Origin of the sequence: Pseudomonas sp. B1-22 (genome assembly GCF_050474425.1) — a bacterium.
In the GTDB taxonomy this organism is placed as follows: Bacteria; Pseudomonadota; Gammaproteobacteria; order Pseudomonadales; family Pseudomonadaceae; genus Pseudomonas.
Window position 1 is genome coordinate 246,743 of the sequence record NZ_JBCHVH010000003.1, and the last position, 20,770, is coordinate 267,512.

Sequence of the window (20,770 nt, forward strand, 5' to 3'; positions counted from 1 at the left end):
TCAGCGATTCAGGTTCTTGAGGAACGGATGGCCGTCATCGTTCTGCACGCCAGCGATCGCGGAGGAGCGAATGGTATTTACGGTCTCCACGCAATGACGCGCATCCTCGATGCCATAGCCTCGTCCTGCGAGGATTTCCTGGTAGCTGGTGGTATGCAAATCCGTGAAGCCTTCCGAGAATTCCATTTCATTGCCATTGACAGTGATGGAGCGGTAAGTGGGCTTCTTTCCTTTTACCGAGTCCGGCAGATCATTGGCATCGATAGACAGGAACCAACGGACCCGAGCCTTTTCGTATTCGAGATAGCCGGCGGCCTTGTTCTCGGCGGTGAAGTGCACCACGTTGCGTTGCAACTTGCCGAAGATGAAGTGCAGCATATCGTAGAAGTGCACGCCAATATTGGTTGCCACGCCGAAGGACTTGCGCGGGTCCCCTTTCCAGCTCTCCATGTACCACTTGCCACGACTGGTGATGTAAGTCAGCTCCACATCGTACTTGTGGCTGGCGTTGTCGCGGGCCACCTTGTCCTTCAGGTCGAGAATCGCCTGATGGTGGCGCAGTTGTAGAATATTATAGACGCGCTTGCCGGTTTCTTGCTCGATCAACGCCAGTTCATCCAGGATTTCAGGCGTTGGAACCAGAGGTTTTTCGCAAATCACATCACAGCCTAGACGCAGGCCTGCGGCGATATGGGCATGGTGCAGATAGTTGGGTGTACAGATCGAAACGTAATCAAGCGCAGTTGCCGGATTACGTTTGATGCGGTGGGCATGCTCAAGAAAACGCTCAAACTCGGTAAAAAATTCACTTTGTGGCGAAATGCTGTCGATGATGCCGACCGAGTCGTTAATGTCGTAGGCAGAAACCAGCACATTGCCGGTATCCTTGATGGCGCGCATATGGCGGGGGGCAATGTAGCCGGCGGCACCGATCAGGGCGAAGTTTTTCATGGTCATTCCTTAGCGAGTCGGTCGCCCTACAAAATGATTGAACATATTGCAGGGCAGGAGTTGCTTGACGTCAAATCAGGCTTTGACGATGTGCTCGGCCGAAGTACGGTATTTGCCACGACTGTCGACAATCAGCTTGGCATGCTGTTTGATCAGTTCATAGTCGAACTTGTCGTGATCGGTGGCCAGTATCACGGCGTCAAAGCTGGCTAGGTTTTCGCCAGTTAATGCTTCGCTGCTCAGTTCGAAATGATGTTCGCGCATTTTCGGGAAGACGGGGACGTGCGGGTCGCTGTAGGCAACAATACCGCCTTTCTCCTCGATCAACTCCATGATTTCCACGGAGGGCGATTCCCGCATGTCATCCACGTTCTTCTTGTAGGCGATGCCTAGTACTAGAACTCTGCTCCCCTTCAGCGCCTTGCCACTGTCATTGAGCCCATCCATCAGCTTGCTAAGGACATACTCCGGCATTGCCCGATTGACCTCGCCAGAAAGCTCGATGAAGCGGGTATGCAGGCCATATTCACGAGCCTTCCAGGTCAGATAGAACGGATCGATGGGAATGCAATGACCGCCCAGTCCGGGGCCGGGATAGTAGGCAGTGAAGCCGAACGGCTTGGTTGCGGCAGCATCGACTACTTCGAAGATATCTATGCCCATGCGATCGGCAACAATCTTCATTTCATTAACCAAGCCAATGTTGACCGCACGATGGATATTTTCCAGCAGCTTGGTCATTTCCGCGGCTTTGGTTGACGTGACGGGTACTACCTGATCGATTGCTTGCTCGTATAGGGCAATACCAACTTCCAGGCACGCAGAGGTGTGGCCACCAATTACCTTTGGAATTGTGCGGGTCTCAAAATTCGGGTTGCCCGGATCTTCTCGCTCAGGCGAATATACAAGGAAGATATTTTCCCCAACCACTAAGCCGCCTTCTTGTACTCGCGGCAAGAGTTCCTCTTCCGTAGTGCCGGGGTAGGTGGTGCTTTCCAGGGAGACGACCTGGCCTGCACGCAAGTATGGCTTGATTGCATTGGTCGTATTGATCACAAAACTCATGTCCGGCTCACGGTATTTATTCAGCGGAGTCGGAACGCAGAGAATCAATGCATCGCACTCGGCGACGCGACGGAAGTCGCTAGTGGCGGTAAAGCCACTCGATCGGGCAGCAATAATCTTCTCGGCGGAGATGTGCTCGATATAGCTCTCGCCGGCATTGAGCATGGTTACTTTGCTTTCATCAATATCGATGCCGAGCACATTGAAGCCAATTGCGTTGTAACGCAGCATCAGCGGCAAGCCAACGTACCCCATGCCGACTATGCCAATAACGGAGTCCTTGGACTTGAGGCGCTCAATTGTTGCTTTATACATGTGTTAAAGTCCATTTAATATAATGGTGGAAAATTGCTTATCGGAGAACTCCGAAAACGATGCGGTTGCCTTGAAGGGTTGTATGACTGGCATCGTTATCAACCTGATTTCGCAGTTCGTCTAAATAATACTGTACGAATAAACGCAACAAACACGCCCATCACTCCGCCCAATACGAGTCCCAGCGCCACAATAAGCGCCTTTTTGGGTTTAATCGGGGTCTGCGGTACTTCCGCACTGCTGTCCAGGGTGTATACCGAAACATTGTCCGGATTTACGTCCACGCCGCGGAGGAATGCCATCTGATTTTCCAGTCCACGCAGTTCGGGGATGAAGGGGTCATCATTTTTGCGCTGCTCCAGCACGGCCAGCTCGGCACCTATGGCTTTGGCACCACGCATGTACATCAGGTTGCCATCCATGAACTGGGCCAGATCGCCGTCGGAGGAAGTCTTGCCTGCCGTGACCTGGGGAGCTCCTATGCCTACGGCCTCGGCAACTTGTTGGGCCTCGCGTAAACGAACGATCCGGTCTTCTCGGCGTTTTTGTGCGCTGGCGCGTAGCACTTCGATCTGCCGCTCAATGGATTGTGCCTTGGTGCCGATCTCGGTCAGCAGGTTGGCCTTCATATCGGCTTCAGTCTTCTCCTCCACCATGCTCACATAGCGGTTGGCCCAGTCAGCGGCAATCTGCGGATCTTCATGCTGCACGGTGATGGTGAAGTAGTCGGGGCTGTTCTTGGCGTCTGGCGCCTTTACCGTCAGCAGGTCGTTGAATCGGAGCCATAGCCGATCCTGCGCCTCATTTGCTACGGCCTCCTTCAGGCTAGGTAGATAGGCTTTCTGGAACAGTTCTCGCTTGACGCCGTCAGAGAGCAGATTGAGCTTGAATACCCGATAAACGTCTCCGACTTTGTACTCATCCAGGTTGGCTTCGCGTCGCCCCAGGTTGTAGCCAGCGATATCGCTCAGTCGCGGAGGCAGCACCCCGGCCCTGGCCTCAAAGGTCGGCTTGCTGAGAAAAGCAAAGGCGGCAGCGCAAGCCACTGCAACGGCGGTAACGGCGGCAATAAGCCACTTCTGCGCCCAGAGCCCTTGGAATAACTCGATCAGATCGATCTCATCGCGCTGACTGCTTGGGTTGGCCGGGGAATCTAGGTTCAACTTTGGCTCCGCTTCTTATAGGCATGGGGTCTGGCCACGGGCGGAAACCTTTGGGGCTATAGCCGACCGGGCTGGAACACGGGGTTAACGAGGGGGCACTCTGCGGTGCCGCTGCGTCCCGCAACAAATGGGGACTCTCAAGGTATTTCAACCTCCACGACGCGACTTTGCCGAGATGTACCGGTGTCGCAGTGCTTCTGCCAGCGCCTGCTTGGCCGCTGGACCTCCATGTACGATTCGTGCCTCTGGCGCCCAAGCGAGCATGCCGATAGCGAAGCGAATAAATCCATTCTGATCCGCATGAGCGGACCACATATGATATGAACTTGTGAACGAATGTCATAGCACTGCCTGTCCATTTCTACGCATCGGCTCCGAGGGCCAGTGCGCTGGGCCTGCCTGTCTGTAGTGACTCCGGCCCTGAGGCCGACGATCATGAGGCCCTACCGGCAGGCAGGCTGGCTATTTGGACCTCGCTTGGGGCAAAAAATGCCACAGGACGGCGCCTATTGAAGCGCCTGCAGGCAGCAGCAATCTGGGAGCGTCGAGCAACGCGTCAAGCAGAAACACAAAGGCCCGCTGCGAGGCGGGCCTTTGTGTTTGGGTCTGATGGTGCCGGCACCAGGAATCGAACCCGGGACCTACTGATTACAAGTCAGTTGCTCTACCAGCTGAGCTATACCGGCAAGGAGGGCCGCCATTATAGCGGCGCCGACTGGGGTGTAAACCACTGATTTTGCAGTGTGATGCAGTGCCTGATCAGTGCCCGCCCGCCGTAGCCGCACCGGGTTTGGCGCCGAAGGGCGGCTTGGCCAGGCAGATGACCACCAGCATGGCGAGAAACAGCCAGCCCAGCAGGGTGAAGTAGTCGATGGTCGACATCATGTAGGCCTGGCTCTCCACCATGCGCTCCAGCAACGAAGCACTGTGTTGGCCGGGGCCGCCGAGCTGATCGACGGTCGCCCGGGTGGCTGGGTCGTAGGCGCTGAGGTTTTCGGTCAGGTAGGCATGGTGCATGGTCGCCCGGCGATTCCACAGCCAGGTGGTCAGGGACGCGGCGAAGCTGCCGGCCAGGGTCCGCAGGAAGGTGGCCAGGCCCGAGCCGTCGGCGATCTGGTCCGGCGGCAGGTCCGAGAGCAGGATGCTGAGGATCGGCATGAAGAAGAACGCCACGCCGAAGCCCATGAACATCTGCACCAGGGCGACACGGGCGTAATCGACCTCGGTGGTGAAGCCTGCCCGCATGAAGCAGGTTGCGGCCATCGTCAGGAACGCAAGGCTGGCGACCACGCGCAGGTCGAAGCTTTGCGCGTAGCGTCCGACGATCGGCGAGAGGAAGATCGGCAGGATGCCGATGGGGGCAGCTGCCAGGCCCGCCCAGGTGGCGGTGTAGCCCATCTGCGTCTGCAACCACAGCGGCAGCAGCAGGCCCATGCCGAAGAATCCTGCGTAGCCGCCGACCAGAGCCAGGGTTCCGACGGTGAAGTTGCGATGCACGAACAGTCGTAGATTGACGATCGGGTGGCGATCGGTCAGTTCCCAGATCACGAACACGGCCAGGGCGATCACCGCGACCACCGTGCCGCCGATGATGAAGTCGGACTCGAACCAGTCCAGGTCATTGCCCTTGTCGAGCACGATCTGCAGGGCGCCGACGCCCAGTACCAGCATCGCCAGGCCCATGTAGTCCATCGGCGCGTGCTTGATCACCACCGGGCGTTCGCGCAGTTGCTGGTAGACCACCATGGCGGCGAACAGGCCGATGGGCACGTTGATGAAGAAGATCCACGGCCAGCTGTAGCTGTCGGTGATCCAGCCGCCGAGGATCGGCCCGGCGATGGGGGCGACCACTGTCACCATGGCCAGCAGCGCCAGCGCCATTCCTCGCTTGGCGGGGGGATAGATGGAGATCAGCAGGGTCTGGGTGATCGGGTACAGCGGTCCGGCGACGAAGCCCTGCAGTGCCCGGAAGCCCACCAGCATCCCCATCTGCTGTGCCACGCCGCAGAGGAAGGAGGCGATCACGAACAGCAGGGTGGCGGCGATGAACAGCCTTACCTCGCCGACTTTCCGGCTGAGCCAGCCGGTCAGCGGCAAGGCGATGGCATTGCTCACCGCGAAGGAGGTGATCACCCAGGTGCCCTGCTCGGAGCTCACCCCGAGGTTGCCGGAGATGGTCGGCAGCGCCACGTTGGCGATGGTGGTATCCAGCACCTGCATGAAAGTCGCCAGCGACAGGCCGATGGTGGCCATCACCAGGCTGGGCGGGGAGAAGCTGCTGTTCTGGCTCATGGCGTCGGGGGTATCAGCGCTGCGCGGTACGGTGGGTGGCGTCAGCCAGGTTGGCGTGGATCAGCTGTTCGATCAGTTGGTCGGCGGAGGCCAGCTGCTGTTGGTAGACGTCGGTCGAGAACAGCGCTTCTTTCGGCGATTGCTGGGCCAGGGCGGGACCGCTCTGGTCGTGCAGGTTGACGTTGACGTCCATCGACAGGCCGATGCGCAGCGGATGCTTCGCCAGCTCGTCCGGGCTGATGCGGATGCGCACGGGCACGCGCTGGACGATCTTGATCCAGTTGCCGGTGGCGTTTTGCGCAGGCAGCAGGGAGAAGGCGCTGCCGGTGCCGACGCCGAGGCTGTCGACGGTGCCGGAGTACTTCACCTCGCTGCCGTAGAGGTCGGAGCGGATTTCCACCGGCTGGCCGATACGCATGTGCTTGAGCTGGGTTTCCTTGAAGTTGGCGTCGATCCACACCTGGTCCAGCGGAATCACTGCCATCAACGCGGCGCCCGGCTGCACGCGCTGGCCGACCTGCACGGTGCGCTTGGCGACGTAGCCGGTGACCGGCGCGATGATCACTGCGCGGGCGTCGTCCAGGTAGGCCTGGCGCAGCTTGGCGGCGGCGGCCTTGACGTCCGGGTGGGAGGAAATGACGGTGTCGTCGACCAGCGCACGGTTGGTGTCCAGCTGTTGTTCGGCGCTGGTCAGCGAGTTGCGCGCGGTGTCCAGGGCGTCGCGGGCATGGGCCAGCTCTTCCTGGGAGATGGCGCCGTCGTTGGCGAGGTTCTGCCGGCGCTTGAAGTCCGCCTCCGCCTTGGCCAGGGCGACCTTTTTCGCCGCCACGTCGGCCTTGTAGCCGTCGACATTGCTGAACAGCCCGCGAACCTGACGCACGGTACGCGCAAGGTTGGCTTCGGCCTGTTGCAGGGCGATGTCGGCATCGCTGGGGTCGAACTTCACCAACACCTGGCCCTTCTGCACCAGGTCACCGTCATCGGCACCGATGCTCACCACGGTGCCGGTTATCTGCGGGGTAATCTGCACGACGTTGCCGTTCACGTAGGCGTCGTCGGTGTCTTCATGCCAGCGGCTGTAAACAACCTGCCAGGCCACACTGGCGAGGCCGGCTAGCACGACGACGGCGAGCAGGATCAGCAGCCAGCGCTTGCGCTTGGAGTTGCCGTTCGGGGTTTCTTGAGTGGGGGTGCTCATGTCGGGTGCCTCGTTCAATGCGCGGCGGCCGCGTTCGCCTGGGCGAGCGGGGCGGGAGTGGTGGTGGTGTCGGGCTGGTAACCGCCGCCCAGGGCCTGGACGAGCTGGACCGAGAGGTCGATGCGCTCGGCGTCGAGGTTGGCCAGTTGGCGCTCGGCGACCAGCAGCTGCTGTTGCACGCTGAGGGCGTCGAGGTAATTGCCGACCCCTTCGCCGTAGCGGCGCATGGCCAGATCGAAGTTGGACCTGGCGATGTCCCGGGCCTCGCGCTGGTCGTCGATCTGCTGTTCCAGCGAGCGCAGCCGGCCGAGGTCGTCGCTGACTTCGCCGAGGGCGTTGACCAGGGTCTTGTTGTACTGGGCGACCGCCAGGTCGTAGTCGGCGTCCTTGCCGGCAAGGTTCGCTCGCAGGCGGCCGCCGTCGAAGATCGGCAGGGAAATCGCCGGGGCGATCTGGAAGAAGCGGCTCGGCGCCTTCAGCACGTCCTCGGTGTGCATCGCGGCCAGGCCAACCATCGCTCCCAGATTGAGGTTCGGGTAGAACTCGGTCCTGGCCGACTGGATGTCCTTGGCGCTCGCCTCGACGCGCCAGCGCGCGGCGACGATGTCCGGGCGACGGCCAAGCAGTTCGGCGGGCAGGTTCGACGGCAGGGACAGCGCGCCGGGTTTCAGAACCTGCGGGCGTTGCAGGCTCTGCCCGCGATCGGGTCCCTGGCCCAGCAGCACGGCCAGGGCGATGCGGTCGCTGGCGATTTCCTGTTCCGCGGCTGCCAGTTGCTGCTTGGCGCTGGCGACCTGGGTCTGCGTCTGCTGCAACTGGACCTTGCTGTCCAGGCCGGCGTCCATGCGCTTCTGGCTGAGCTGGTAGAGGTGCTGCGAACGCTCCAGCTCGTCACGGGCCAGATCGCGGACGACGAAGGCGTGGGCCAGGTTGCTGTAGGCGCGGGCGACGTTGGTGGAGAGGCTGATCGACGCGGCCTGGCGGTCGATTTCGGCGGCGTTGGCCTGGCCGAGTGCCGCTTCCCATGCAGCGCGCTTGCCGCCCCAGATGTCCAGGTCGTAGCTGAAGCCCAGCGACAGGTACTTGATCGCGGAATAGCGGCCGCCCATGGGCGCCGGCAGCACGCTTTCCGGGGCGCGGATGCCGGCGTAGCTGGCCGTGCCCTTCACGCTGGGCAGGCGCTCGGCGTCCTGCGCTTGCGCCGCGGCGACGGCCTGGCGCGCGCGGGCGCTGGCAATGTCCAGGTCCGGCGTACCGCGCAGGGCTTCGTCGATCAGGCCATCCAGTTGCGGATCGCCCAGGCTGGTCCACCAATGTTGGCTGGGCCAGGCAGCGGGGGAGAGCGCGGTACCGTCGAGGGTCGTTCCCGCTTTCAGGCTGGCCGGATCGGTGGCCTGGCCGCTGGGCAGCAGCCCCGACGAGCTGACGCAGCCCGCCAGGCTCAGCACGGCACCGAGCACGCCGGCCGGCAGACGGGCGATACGCGGGAGGGTCATGCCCGATTCTCCTGTGGCTGATCGCTGGGCAGCACGCCATGGGCTTGCAGAATCTTGTCGAGCAGGCCGGTCAGCGTGCGCAGTTCTTCGCGGGACAGGCTGCTGACCAACTCGTTCATCGCCGCCGCAGCGATCTGCGGGGACTGGGCGTGCACCGCCTGGCCGGCTTCGCTGAGGTGCAGGCGTACGCTGCGTCGGTCGTTCTGGCAGGGTTGGCGGAGCAGCAGGTCCTTGCGTGCCAGACGATCGAGCATCCGTGTCATCGAGCCGCTGTCGATGGACAGTTCGCGGCACAATTCGGCGGGGGTGTTGGCGCGCTCGTGTCCGATGAAGAACAGCACCTTGAACTGTGCCGCCGTAATGTCCAGGTGGGCCAGGTGCTTGTCCAGCAAGCGGTCCTTGAGGAGTGCGCTGGCCCCCAGGAGATGGCCGATGGAGCCCTTGAACGGAAAATCCGCGACGTCGTAGTGATTCATGGCAAGACTAATAGCTGTCTAGGCAGGGATATATTTCGAAATATTACTGCTTAGGCAGCGATTGACAAGTCCTGATTGTCGCCATGCGGGAACAATCAATTCCACGAATCGTGATTGGTGTATCGACGGCAACAAGTCCGGACAGCGCGAGGCATGGGGCGTGAGGCCTTATGCACATTGCCCGGCGTACTGCGAAGAAAATTGAATACATGATGTGCGGTGCATCACGGCTTTTTCTAATTGATTGTTTTTAAAGGAAATTAATAAAAATTGCAGAAAGCCGGCAACGTGAACAGGCGCCGTCTGGATTGGGCGTGAGCGCGAATTTTCTCGATGATGTCAACAGAGTTATCCACAGGTGCTGTGGATGGATGCCTGGAACGCCCGTCTCAGATGCGTTCCGCGAGCAGGAGCAGGTTGCGCGGGGTCATGCGTGGGTTGCAGAAGTTGCCAAGAGTGACCTCATAGCTCTGCTCCTGGAGAAACAGCGCTCGATCGAGCAACAGCCATAGCTCCATGGGGCGACGGAATAGCCCGCGCACCAGCTCCAGATTGCGCACCACGGCAAGGCGCTTCCAGCCGTGCGCCTCAAGTGTCGGCCAGTCGCGCTCGGCTGGGGAGGGCAGGTCTTTCAGCGCGGCCAGGTCGCGGCAGTAGTCGGCGAACGGCTTGTCGAGCCACGCCGGCGGGACCGACGGGACAGGCAGATAGTCGTCGCTGCCCCGCAGCTCCCGCTGCAGCAGGTCGAACGCCAGCCGACGCGCCATCGAGCTGTCGCGCTGCCGGCGCACGCGCGCGCCGGCGGTGACGGTTTCGGCCAGCGGCAGGCGCAGGTCGTCCTGCGACAGCAGCAGTGCCGAGCCTTGTGCTGCACCGGAGAGGGGGCGGTAGTGGTCGCTGTCTATGCGGTTGTAACAGCAGGGCGCGACGGCCAGTTGGCGGCAACCGCGCTCGCTGGCCAGCTGCAGCAAACGCACATGCAGATCGCCGCAGGCATGCAGGGCTACGGCCGTGTGCCCGGCCTGCAGATGCTCGGCCGCATTCGCTTCAAGCACATCCTGCTGGCGGTGGCGGGCTTGCAGCCGTAGCCGATCGCTCAGGCGCTGCCCGTCTTCCACCAGGGCGGCGTCGTATTCCAGGCTGAGCAGGGGATTGCCATCGCGCGCCAGCAGCCGGCCGAGGTGACCCTTGCCGGCACACCAGTCGAGCCACTGGCGGGGCGGTTCGACGAAACGCAGACGGCTGGCGAATGCCTCGATCTGTTGCCACTTGCGGCCGGGTACGTCGACCGTCAGGGCCGTGGGCAACTGGCCGAGGGCGACCGCTGGCAATTCACCGACGGCGGACAGGCGTGCGGCGCTGTCGGCCAGTTCGGGAAAAGGGGCGGGGGCATTGAGTCGTGCGCTGAGGTGGTGGTCCGCGTCGGCGTCTTCCAGGCTGCGGCTACGCAGCCAGCCGGCCAGCTCCGGGTATTCGCGCTCCCAGGGCAGTTCGAGCACAGTGAACGGTTTCGGTCGCCAGAGCGCCTGGTGGCGCAACAGGAACTCATCCAGTTGCAGGAAGCGCTGGAGCAGGTCGGGGCCGGTCAGGGGAGTATCGTTCGGGGGCACGGTGCGGCGGGGAAGGTCACGGGGCGCGCAGTATAACGGCCCCGTGCTTCGCTGGGCGTGCCGATCAGCGGCCCTGCATCATGTCGACGCGCAGCCAATGCTCGACCAGGCGGAAGATGCGGGTCAGCACCAGCGTAATCACCAGATAGAACACACCGGCCAGGCAGAAGAACAGCATGGCTTCATAGGTGCGCGCGATGATGGTGCGGGTCATGCCCATGATGTCGAACAGGGTCACGGTGTACACCACGGCGCTGGCCTTGAGCATGAGGATCACCTCGTTGCTGTAGGCCGGCAGTGCGATGCGCGCGGCGCGCGGCAGGATGATGTGGAACAGCGCCTGACGCCGCGACATGCCCAGCGCGCGGGCCGCTTCCACCTCACCGAAGGGAATGGCGTGGATGGCGCCGCGGAGGATTTCCGCAATGTAGGCCGCGGTGTGCAGGGTCATGGTCAGCAGTGCGCACCAGTACGGGTCGCGCAGATAGGGCCAGAGACTGCTCTTGCGCACCGCCTCGAACTGCGCCAGGCCGTAATAGACCAGGGCCAGCTGCAGCAGCAGCGGCGTACCGCGGAAGAAGAAGACGTAGGCATAGGGCAGCGCACGCACGTACCAGTGCCGCGAGGCGCGGGCGATACCCAGGGGTATGGCCAGGCACAGGCCGGCGACCACGGCGATGGCCACCAGCTCCAGGGTCAGTTGCACGCCCAGGAGCATCTTCGGCATCCACTTGAGAATCAGCTCGAAGTCGGTCATAGCTCGTTCCTCACGAAGCCACGGCCGGCGCGGCGCTCAAGGTAATGCAGGGCAGCCATCACGAAGATGGTCAGACTCAGATAGATCAGCGCGGCCACCATATAGAAGGTGAAGGGTTCCTTGGTCGCGTTGGAGGCGACGCTGGCCTTGCGCATGATTTCTTCGAGGCTGATCAGCGAGACCAGGGCGGTATCCTTCAGCAGGATCAGGTAGAGGTTGCCCAGGCCCGGCAGGGCAACGCGCCACACCTGCGGCAGCACGACGCGCCAGAAGATGCGCGGAGCGGACAGGCCCAGTGCCTGGCCGGCCTCGCGATGCCCCTTGGGAATGGCCAGCAGCGCGCCACGGAACACTTCGGTGGCATACGCACCGAAGCACAGGCCCAGTGCACAGGTGCCGGCGGCGAAGGGCGACAGGGCGAACTCGGGATGGCCGAACAGATCACCCAGGGCATTCAGTCCGGTCACGGTACCGAAGTAGATCATCAGTACCCAGAGCGTCTCGGGTACGCCGCGCACCACGGTGGTGTAGAAGCCGCCGAGCATGCGCAGGAAGTTGTTCTTGGACGTCTTGGCTATCGCGCCCAGCAGACCGAGGACCAGTCCGACACAGACTGCGGAAAGCGAGAGCTTGAGCGTCATCCAGGTGCCGGCGATCAGCTGATCGCCAAAGCCGTGCAGGTCGAAAATCATGGGGAATCACGCCTGAGGGCGCGCGCCGCCCGGGGTTGGGCGGCGCGGCACATGCATCAGTAGATGCTGAAGGGGAAGTACTTTTCGTTGATCTTCTTGTAGGTACCGTCTTCGACGATTTCCTTCAGAGCGGCATTCAGCTTGTCACGCAGCGGGTCGCCCTTGCGCACGGCGATGCCGATCTTGTCGTTGTCGAATACCGGCTGGCCCTTGAACTCGAAGTCCTTGCCGGCGTCGCTTTTCAGCCAGTCGTACTGCACGAACTTGTCGGCCAGCACGCCGTCGAGGCGGCCCGAGGAGAGGTCGAGGTAGGCGTTTTCCTGGGTGTCGTACAGCTTGATGGTGACGGTGTCGGACATGTTGTCCTCCAGCCAGGTGCCCGCGATGGTTGCGCGCTGGGCACCAATCACCTTGCCCTTCAGGTAGTCCTTGTCAGTCTTGAAGTCCACCGACTTGGGGGCTACGTACTGCAGCTTGTTGGTGTAGTACGGGCTGGTGAAGTCCACCGCCTGCTTGCGCTCGTCGGTGATCGACATGGAAGCGACGATGAAGTCGAACTTCTTGGCGTTCAGCGCCGGGATGATGCCGTCCCAGTCGGAGGTGACGACGTCGCACTCGGTCTTCATCTTGGCGCACAGGGCCTTGGCGATGTCGACGTCGAAGCCGATGACCTGGCCGCTGGCATCGATGCCGTTGAAGGGAGGATAGGCGCCTTCGGTGCCGATGCGCAGTTTATCCGCGGCGATGGCGTTGCCCCCGATGGCCAGAGTGGCTGCGACAGCCAGGAAGACTTTCTTATAGTTTTTCATGCAGTGATGCTCCGTTAGCGGTGGCTGGACATGAATTGTTTGCAGCGTGCCGATTGCGGGTTTTCGAAGACCTGCTGCGGCGGCCCCTGCTCTTCTACCAGGCCCTGGTGGAGGAACACCACCTCGCTGGAAACCTGGCGGGCAAAGTTCATTTCGTGGGTGACCAGCAGCATGGTGCGGCCTTCCTCGGCGAGCGCGCGGATGACGTTGAGCACTTCCTGGACCATTTCCGGGTCAAGTGCGGACGTCGGCTCGTCGAAGAGGATGACCTTGGGCTGCATCGCCAGGGTGCGGGCGATGGCGGCGCGCTGCTGCTGGCCGCCGGAAAGCTGGGACGGGAAGCTGTGGCGCTTGTCGGCGATGCCGACCTTGGCCAGCAGGGCCTCGGCGATCTCGGTGGCTTCGGCGCGGGTCTTGCCCAGCACACGGCGCGGGGCCTCGATGATGTTGTCGAGGATGCTCATGTGCGGCCAGAGGTTGAAGTTCTGGAAGACGAAGCCCAGTTCGCTGCGCATGCGGTTGATCTGCTTGCCGTCGGCGGCGACCAGCGATCCGTCCTTGGCCTTCTTCAGCTTGAGCTCTTCACCGGCGACCAGGATCTGGCCCTGGTGCGGGTTCTCCAGCAGGTTGATGCAGCGCAGGAACGTGGATTTGCCGGAACCGGAGGAGCCGAGGATGGAAATCACATCGCCGTCGCGGGCAGTCAGGGAAATGCCTTTGAGCACTTCCAGGTCACCGTAACGCTTGTGCAGATTACGGATTTCCAGTGCGGGTATGGCCTCGGCCATAGGGGGCTCCTCTATTGTTATTAGGACGCTCTCGCAGCGGGGTACTGCAGAATCGGGGCCATCCTGGCGAGGGGAAGCTAACACGCGTCCCAGGGGGCGCCAAGCGCCCATGCCTCGCTGTTCGCCGGGATGGCGGCAAGTTGTCGCATTGCCACAGTGTGTTGTCGCCTGGGCTGAACTCGCGGGGGCGGAGGGCCTTCCGTCGCGGGGGCGCGATAGTGCCAGCTTCCGCTGATGGGGAAAAGACCGGCGGCCTTGCGGCCGCCGGTTTGGGTCACTGCATCATCTGGCGCAGTTGCGGTGACGGATCTTCGATGACGTCCGTGGGTGTCACGTCGTCCTGGGATTCCGGGGGCTGGCTGGCCATCAGGTTCGGGTGGCCGGAGAGGCGGGGAATCGGCAGCACCTTGCCGTCGGCCAGGCCCGTTGCGCCCGGCTCGCTGGCGTTGATCGGCGACTTGCGCGGCTGCGTCGTGACGTGGAAGTCGGTGATCTCGATGATGCCCTTGCCTTCGGCCAGCAGGTGGAAGGAAAACGCCTTGCGGGCTTCCTCGTTGTCGAAGCCGAAGGTCACTTCCAGCGGCTGATTGCGCATGACCCGCGGGAACTCCGGCATCTCGATGGGCACCGGCTTCTCGAAGGAACGTGTCTTGAGCGTGACCTTGGCCCCGTTGGCGTCCATCTGGATGGCGCGGATCTTCAGGCTCACCGTGGTGCGCGAGTTGGCCGGGAATTCGAGGTACTGCGCGCCGATCAGGTTGTCGGTGTATTCGTTGTCGATCTTCGGCTTCAGCTGAATGCGTTCCTTGGTCGCGAACTGGTATTCGCGCGCCGACTGGGCGTTGACCACCGACTGGTCGAGGATGTCGGCGCGGGCAGTCATCAGACGCGCATCGCGGCCGCTGAAGCGACCCTCGAACTTGGCGCTGTCGGCGATGAAGCCGTCACTCTTGTAGCGCCGGCAGACCTGCTGGAAGTCGCACTCGATGAAGGTGCCCTTGCCGTCGTGGTAACGCTGCATGCCGTTGGTGAAGGACACCATCTCCCGGCCCGTTTCGTATTCGCGGAACAGCGAGCGGCCGGCGATATCCTGCGGTGCCTTGATGGCGAAGTAGTCGAGGATCGACGACTCCAGGTCCACATGGCCATAAACGCCGTCCTTCACCGGCGGCAGCGCGGCCTGCTCCGGTGCGAACACCAGGTTCAGGCCCCAGGCCGAGGCGAGGCGCACGTTGTCGATGCCGTGGGACTCGTCGGAGGTGACGATGACCAGGGTGTCCTTCAGTACGCCTTTCTCTTCCAGTCCCTTGAGGAAGGCGGTCACTGCGTCGTCCAGGTAAGCAACGGCGGCCTGGCGCGCGGTCGGGTACTTGGCCAGGTATTCCGGGGTGGCCGAGTAGGGCTGATGGGTGCCGACGGTCAGCAGGGTGAGCATCCACGGCTGCTTCTTCTGGCGCAGCTGGCCGACATAGTCCAGCGCACCCTCGAAGAAGGCCTTGTCATCCATGCCCCAGGCGAATTCCAGGTAGGGCTTCTTCTTGAACCAGTCGCGGCCGAGAGTCTTGTCGAAGCCCATGGCCGGCATGACCTTGTCCTTGGCCATGAAGCGCAGCCCGGCGCCCTGCAGGAAGTGGGTGCTGAAGCCGGCCTGGTGCATCTGTGCCGGCAGGCATTCGGCGGCGCGGGTCGGGTTGCCCAGCAGTTCGACACCCTTGGGCGTGCCGTTGTCCAGCTTGCTGTAGTCGCCACAGAGCATGGCGTAGAGGCCGCGGATGGTCTGGTGGCTGTGCACCACGTAATCCGGAGTAGTCATCGCCCGTTCGGCCCAGGTGCTGAGCTTGGGCATCATCGACTCTTCGTAGCTGCTGCTCAGCGCGGCGCGGTTGGTGGCGACATAGGCGCCGGGAATACCCTCCATGGCGATGATCAGCACGTTCTTCGCCTGGCCGCGGCCGGAAAGCAGCGGGGTGCCATTGAGATCGTGCTGGGTGAGGCCGGTCACGTCGGGGCGGACCTCCGGCAGGTCGCGGTCGCGCCAGTCCTCATAGGCGATTTCGCCGCTGGTAATGGCGCGGGAGACCAGCTGGTGCGGCAGGTTGAACTGCTTCCACATCTCCGCATCGCTGGGCTGGAAGTACTGCAGGCCGAAGTGGCCGGCCAGGAATACGGCCGGCAGTGCGTAGGCGTAGCGCGGCAATGGCTGCTCGCGACGGCGCCAGAGCAGCGCGCAGAGCAGGATGCCGATACCGATGACAATCGCCAGGTGCTGGTGATTCAGGCCGCCGCCTTCGGTGGAGTTGGCGACGAAGGTCGGGTCGGCGAGGAAGTGCAGGTCTTCCGGGGCGGGCATGCGGCCCACGGCGCTGACCAGTTCGGCGGTGCCGATGACCGACAATGCCCAGACCAGCATCACCGGGAGGGCGATGAACAGTCGTCGGCTGTGCAGCGCGACGACGAGCAACGAGCCGAGCGCGAGATCGGACAGGTAGCCCTGCGGTGTGCCCCAGCCAAGGCTATAGCGGCCAATCAGGGGGATCAGCAGGAAAAGGGCAGACAAGGTGGCCAGGTTGCCCCGTGAATTCCACCAGCGAGTGAGTGTGCGCACAGTGACTCCGCTATGAAACATCGAACTTCCGGAGGGTATCCCGCCAAAAAGGCCGGAGTCGTCCAGTTCGTCATGATTCTGAAAGAACAACCTGCTACGTGCCAGTAGACAGTGTAGTTCGGCAAACATTCGACACGATTCGTGCGAGGGGGCGGGGGCGAGGAGGAATTTTTCGGGCGGAAACGAAAAAGCCCCTGAAATCTTGCGATTTCAGGGGCTTTCGGAAGGCTTGGTGCCCAGGGACGGAATCGAACCGCCGACACGGGGATTTTCAATCCCCTGCTCTACCAACTGAGCTACCTGGGCAACGTGGCGCGCATTAAAAGGGTTTTCGGGAGGGGTGTCAAGCGTGTCGCTAAAAAATTTTTCAAATAATACCGAAACTTACGCGCTGGGCGGGACGTAGCCTTCCGCCTGCGCGTATTCCTCGCCGGAAAGGAACTTGTCCATCTCGGCGGTGAGGAACTTGCGATCCTCGGCATTCATCATGTTCAGGCGACGCTCGTTGATCAGCATGGTCTGGTGCTTCTGCCATTCGTCCCAGGCTTTCTTCGAGACGTGCTCGTAGATGTCCTGGCCCTTGGCTCCGGGGTAGGGCGCGCGATCGAGGCCGGGCAGCTCTTCTTTGTACTTGCGGCACATCACCAGTCGGGTCATGACATTTCTCCTGCATTCAACACGTCAGCGGCTCGTTTGAGCAGCTTCTTCACCGGGGCGGCAAGGCCGAGCCGCGGCGGGGTGGCGAGGTTATACCAGAGCCAGTCGCCCTCGGCCACGGCGGGGGCTGCGTCCTCGACGCGCACCAGCCAGGGCTCGATGGCCAGCTGGAAGTGGCTGAAGGTGTGGGTCAGGCCGGGCAGCTCGCGGCGTTCGCCCAGGCGCAGGGCGTGGTGCTGGGCGAGCGGGTCAAGGGCAGCCAGGTCGTCCAGTTCGGGGAAGCTCCACAGCCCACCCCAGAGGCCGGTGGAGGGGCGGCGATAGAGCAGGATGTCGCCGGCGCGGTTGGCCAGGATCGGCATCAGGGTGCGCTTGCGGGGCAGTTCCTTGCGCGGCTTGGGCACCGGGAAGTCGGCCTCGCGGCCCAGCAGATGCGCGCGGCAGCCCTCGCGCAGCGGACAGAGCAGGCAGCTGGGCTTGCTGCGGGTGCAGAGGGTGGCGCCGAGGTCCATCATCGCCTGGGTGTAGTGGTTGACCCGCGCATGCGGCGTGAAGCGCTCGGCGGCCTCCCACAACTGCCTGGTCACCTTCGGCTCGCCCGGATAACCGTCGCAGGCCAGGTAACGCGCCAGCACGCGCTTGACGTTGCCGTCGAGGATCGGCGCGCGCAGGCCCATGGAAATGCTGGCGATGGCGCCGGCGGTGGAGCGGCCGATGCCGGGCAGCTCGGCGAGCTGCTCGGCGTCGCGGGGAAATTCGCCGCCATGCCGCTCCATCACCAGTTTCGCGGTCTTGTGCAGGTTGCGCGCACGGGTGTAGTAGCCCAGGCCCGTCCACAGGTGCAGCACTTCGTCTTCCGGTGCGGCAGCGAGGTCCGCCACCGTCGGCAGCGCTGTCATGAAGCGGTCGAAGTAGCCCATCACGGTAGCGACCTGGGTCTGCTGCAGCATGATTTCCGAGACCCACACACGGTAGGGCGTGATGTTCTGCTGCCAGGGCAGGTCATGGCGGCCATGGCGGTCGAACCAGTCGAGCACCGCTGTATTGAAACGTTCCGGGGTCATTTCTTCTTGAGCAGCCCTTTGAGTGCGTCTTTGAGTTCGGGACTGACCTTGTCGCCGAACTTCTCTTCGAGTTTTTCGTTCAGCCGTTCCCCGGCCAGTTGCCCGGCGATCTTGCCCATGCCGTCCTTGTCCAGGCGGCAGGCCTTGGCGCCCAGTTCCAGCGGGCCACGGCAGCGCAGCGGCCATTCGATGCCGACGTAGCGCTTGTTCACCTGGCAGGCCGGATCGGGCATCTCGCCCTTGTCGCCTTCGATGATCACGCCGACGCGGTAGTCCATGCCCAGCACGCGCAGGTCGATGTCGCCGTCAGCCTTGACGGTCAGGCCGGGAATACTTGCCTTCAGATCCGGGTTGCTGGCCACGCCGTTCTTGAATACCAGGTTGCCCTGCAATTCGCGGAACGGCGTGTCCTTGCCGCCGTGCGTCCCTTCCAGGGCCTTGCGGTTGAGGGTGGCGATGCCCTGGCAGAGTTGCTGTTCCAGGTTGGCGTTGAGCAGAACGCCCTGGGTCAGGACGAAGTGCGCGGTGCCGTTGAGGTTGTCGATCCAGGCCTTCTGGCTGAGGCCCTGGGTGGTGATGTCGGCGTCAAGGTCGAGCAGGCCCTTCACCGGCGGCTTCTGGCCCTGGGATTCGAGCAGGCGATCCACCGGCACGTCGGCGATGTGCTTCTGTGCCTTGAGCAACGGAACGTCCTGGCGTACGTCGAGGCTGGCGGTGGCGTTGAACTTGCCGTCGAAGAGCTCGCCGCGCATGTCGTCGAGGGTGAGCAGGCCGTCATTGCCGTGCAGCTTGAGGTTGGCGTTCTCGATCGGCAGTTTGTCGAGGGTCAGCTGGCCGAGTTGCAGCCCGACGTCCAGGTCGAGGGCGCGCAGTTTCGCCACCGGCAGCATGGGGGCGTCGCTCCAGGCTTGCTGGGTCGGCGCGCTGGGCAGCGGGGTATCGCCCTGGATGGCGTTGCTGGTGGTGGCTTCGACCTCGGCCTTGCGCGCGGCGCTGGTGGCTTCCTGGGCTTTGGCGGCCTTGGCCGGCAGGTAGCGGTCAAGGTCCAGGCGGTCGCCGCTGAGCTGGGCGCGGATGGCCTGCTTGCCGAAGTCGGCGATGCCGAGGTTGCCGCTGAAGCTGCTGTCGTCGAGTTTCAGCTTGATGTCGCCGAGGTTCAGGCTGTTGCGGTCGCCGGCCACGCGGGTCGACAGCTCCAGCTTGGTCAGGGTGTTGGCGTCGGCCATTTCCGGCAGGGTCTGGCCGATGCCGGTGAGGAATTCGCGCAGGTTGAACGGTGCGAGCGACAGGCCGCCATCGAACTTGGGCGCCTTGTCCAGCTCGCGGGCCTTGATTTCGCCGAGGGCGCGCAGCTGGTTGACGGTAATTTTCAGGCCGTTCCACTCGGCGACCTGGGCGGCCTGGTCAAGCACCAGCTGGCCCTGGGCGCTGTAGCTGGCGGTCTTGCCCTGGAAGGGATCGCCGGACACTTCGCCGGAGAGCCTGGTGTCTTCCAGTTGATAGCGCTTGAGGGCGCGGTCGAAGCGCAGGTTGCCGGTCAGTTCGGTGCGGGCGCGGATCACCGGCTGGTTGCTGCCCAGGTAGGCGCTGAACTTGACCGGGATGTTGCTGCCCTCGCGGATGGCGCCGGTGCTCAGCTCGATGCCTTCGACCGTATAGTTCTTGCCGTTCTGCGCGTCGGCATAGTCGATACGCGCGTTCTTCACCGTCAGGCTGTCGATGTCGAGCTTCATCGGTTGGTGCGTTTCGGCGGCGGCGGGCTTCGCCGGTTCACTGGGTGCGGGCGCGGGCTGCGAGGCGCCAGGTGCGCCGCCGGCCGGCTGCAAAGGCTTGCCGATGTTTTCCCAGTTGCCGGCGCCGGTCTTGTCGCGGTTCAGGCTCAGGTTCAGGCCCTCGACGCGGATGTCGCTCATCTGCAGCTCCTTGCGCAGCAGCGGCAACACGCGCACCGACATGCCCAGCAGCTGGACGTCGGCGAAGGGCTGGTTGGGTGCCTGCAGGGTGGCGACGCTGGTGTCGTGCAGTTCCAGACCCAGCCAGGGGAACAGGCTCCAGCCGATGTCGCCCTTCAGGTTCAGCTCGACATTGGCCTTGTCGCGGGCCAGCTGGCGGATTTCGTCCTTGTAGTCGTTCGGGTTGAAGAAATGAGTCAGCACGAAGCCGGCTGCGACTATGAGCAGCAGCAGGCCCAGCACGACGATGCCGAGGATTTTACCGAACGCTTTCATGAAGGGTCCTTGTTCAGGCAGCGGATGGAGTAGCGGAAAAGTATATCAACGACGCACCTGTGCCTCAGTCAGAGGAGAAAGGTGCAGGTTCCGTCAGGTTTGAACGGAGGGTCGGCGCACGGTTCCCCCGTGCGTCGGTTCCTGCCGAGCGGGTCGCAGAATGCCGGACCGGCTCAGGCGGGCAGCAACGTGAGCCCGAGGCGTTCGGCGAAGGCGGCCGCGTCCGGCTGGTCGGCCGGTGCGCTCAGGCGCAGCGCGGCGCCCTGCAGGATGGCCAGGCGCTGGGCTTCTTCCAGCAACCGCCGGGCCACGCCGCGCCCGCGGGTAACCTGGCGTACGCACAGGCGCGAAAGGCGCCAGGCGTCCGCATCGCGCTCGATCCAGGTGGCGCCCAGCAGGCGGTCGTTGAAGCGGCCGGTCAGCAGCAGGCCCTCGCGCAGGCCCATATCCACCAGCTGCGCGGCATCGTCGAAGGGCTTCAGCAGCCAGTCCGGGGCATCGGCATAGATCTTCAGCAGATCCTGACGGTCCTGTTCGCTGGGCTGGGTCAGGTGCTGGACGATGACGGGCATGGACGATTCCTCGGTGGCGGTCCGGCAGTGTA

18 protein-coding genes and 2 tRNA genes are annotated in these 20,770 nt (G+C 63.0%); all 20 read right to left on the reverse strand.

The features are described 5' to 3' along the window. The 20 genes from wbpB to ACQ5BL_RS13240 all read right to left on the reverse strand — a co-directional run bounded on the left by wbpB (position 1) and on the right by ACQ5BL_RS13240 (position 20,738). The gene (gene wbpB, locus ACQ5BL_RS13145; protein ID WP_243804109.1) at positions 1 to 951 is read right to left on the reverse strand and encodes a UDP-N-acetyl-2-amino-2-deoxy-D-glucuronate oxidase; all 951 of its coding nucleotides are present in this window, start codon (positions 949 to 951) and stop codon (positions 1 to 3) included. Between the two features lie 75 nt (positions 952 to 1,026). Then, a complete protein-coding gene (gene wbpA, locus ACQ5BL_RS13150) occupies positions 1,027 to 2,331 on the reverse strand; it encodes a UDP-N-acetyl-D-glucosamine 6-dehydrogenase (protein WP_243804111.1) in 1,305 nt (434 codons plus the stop codon). Positions 2,332 to 2,429: 98 nt separating this feature from the next. Next, on the reverse strand, positions 2,430 to 3,494 hold the full coding sequence (locus tag ACQ5BL_RS13155) for an LPS O-antigen chain length determinant protein WzzB (RefSeq protein WP_243804113.1): 1,065 nt from the start codon (positions 3,492 to 3,494) through the stop codon (positions 2,430 to 2,432). Between the two features lie 147 nt (positions 3,495 to 3,641). Then, positions 3,642 to 3,809, reverse strand: coding sequence for an MBL fold metallo-hydrolase RNA specificity domain-containing protein (locus tag ACQ5BL_RS13160; protein ID WP_430293166.1), 168 nt, complete (start codon positions 3,807 to 3,809; stop codon positions 3,642 to 3,644). A gap of 295 nt (positions 3,810 to 4,104) precedes the next feature. Beyond that, positions 4,105 to 4,180 (reverse strand) — tRNA-Thr (locus ACQ5BL_RS13165). A gap of 73 nt (positions 4,181 to 4,253) precedes the next feature. Continuing rightward, entirely contained in the window at positions 4,254 to 5,786 is a 1,533-nt protein-coding gene (locus ACQ5BL_RS13170) for a DHA2 family efflux MFS transporter permease subunit (protein WP_243804114.1), read from the reverse strand. A gap of 13 nt (positions 5,787 to 5,799) precedes the next feature. After that, positions 5,800 to 6,984 (reverse strand): efflux RND transporter periplasmic adaptor subunit, encoded by a 1,185-nt coding sequence (locus tag ACQ5BL_RS13175; RefSeq protein WP_243804116.1) that lies wholly within the window; start codon positions 6,982 to 6,984, stop codon positions 5,800 to 5,802. A gap of 14 nt (positions 6,985 to 6,998) precedes the next feature. Then, positions 6,999 to 8,480, reverse strand: coding sequence for an efflux transporter outer membrane subunit (locus ACQ5BL_RS13180; RefSeq protein ID WP_243804118.1), 1,482 nt, complete (start codon positions 8,478 to 8,480; stop codon positions 6,999 to 7,001). Further along, positions 8,477 to 8,956, reverse strand: coding sequence for a MarR family winged helix-turn-helix transcriptional regulator (locus ACQ5BL_RS13185; protein WP_243804119.1), 480 nt, complete (start codon positions 8,954 to 8,956; stop codon positions 8,477 to 8,479). The genes ACQ5BL_RS13180 and ACQ5BL_RS13185 overlap by 4 nt, the downstream gene beginning before the upstream one ends. 389 nt (positions 8,957 to 9,345) lie before the next feature. Further along, a complete protein-coding gene (locus ACQ5BL_RS13190; RefSeq protein WP_243804121.1) occupies positions 9,346 to 10,566 on the reverse strand; it encodes a methyltransferase in 1,221 nt (406 codons plus the stop codon). 64 nt (positions 10,567 to 10,630) lie between these two features. Next, positions 10,631 to 11,323, reverse strand: coding sequence for an ABC transporter permease (locus ACQ5BL_RS13195; protein ID WP_207886305.1), 693 nt, complete (start codon positions 11,321 to 11,323; stop codon positions 10,631 to 10,633). After that, complete coding sequence (locus ACQ5BL_RS13200) at positions 11,320 to 12,015, reverse strand: ABC transporter permease (protein ID WP_207886304.1); 696 nt, start codon at positions 12,013 to 12,015, stop codon at positions 11,320 to 11,322. Before ACQ5BL_RS13200 ends, ACQ5BL_RS13195 begins: the two co-directional genes overlap by 4 nt. A 56-nt stretch (positions 12,016 to 12,071) precedes the next feature. After that, entirely contained in the window at positions 12,072 to 12,824 is a 753-nt protein-coding gene (locus tag ACQ5BL_RS13205) for an ABC transporter substrate-binding protein (RefSeq protein WP_207886303.1), read from the reverse strand. 14 nt (positions 12,825 to 12,838) lie between these two features. Next, on the reverse strand, positions 12,839 to 13,612 hold the full coding sequence (locus ACQ5BL_RS13210) for an ABC transporter ATP-binding protein (protein WP_243804123.1): 774 nt from the start codon (positions 13,610 to 13,612) through the stop codon (positions 12,839 to 12,841). A 274-nt stretch (positions 13,613 to 13,886) separates the two neighbouring features. After that, positions 13,887 to 16,217, reverse strand: coding sequence for an LTA synthase family protein (locus ACQ5BL_RS13215; RefSeq protein ID WP_243804124.1), 2,331 nt, complete (start codon positions 16,215 to 16,217; stop codon positions 13,887 to 13,889). 230 nt (positions 16,218 to 16,447) lie between these two features. Next, positions 16,448 to 16,523: transfer RNA gene (locus tag ACQ5BL_RS13220), tRNA-Phe, on the reverse strand. A gap of 78 nt (positions 16,524 to 16,601) precedes the next feature. Beyond that, positions 16,602 to 16,874 (reverse strand): oxidative damage protection protein, encoded by a 273-nt coding sequence (locus ACQ5BL_RS13225; protein WP_015479334.1) that lies wholly within the window; start codon positions 16,872 to 16,874, stop codon positions 16,602 to 16,604. Then, complete coding sequence (mutY, locus tag ACQ5BL_RS13230; protein ID WP_243804126.1) at positions 16,871 to 17,938, reverse strand: A/G-specific adenine glycosylase; 1,068 nt, start codon at positions 17,936 to 17,938, stop codon at positions 16,871 to 16,873. Before mutY ends, ACQ5BL_RS13225 begins: the two co-directional genes overlap by 4 nt. Further along, positions 17,935 to 20,166, reverse strand: a complete 2,232-nt coding sequence (locus ACQ5BL_RS13235) for an AsmA family protein (RefSeq protein ID WP_243804128.1) — start codon at positions 20,164 to 20,166, stop codon at positions 17,935 to 17,937. Before ACQ5BL_RS13235 ends, mutY begins: the two co-directional genes overlap by 4 nt. A gap of 173 nt (positions 20,167 to 20,339) precedes the next feature. Beyond that, a complete protein-coding gene (locus ACQ5BL_RS13240; RefSeq protein ID WP_243804129.1) occupies positions 20,340 to 20,738 on the reverse strand; it encodes an acetyl-CoA sensor PanZ family protein in 399 nt (132 codons plus the stop codon). Positions 20,739 to 20,770 lie beyond the last annotated feature (32 nt).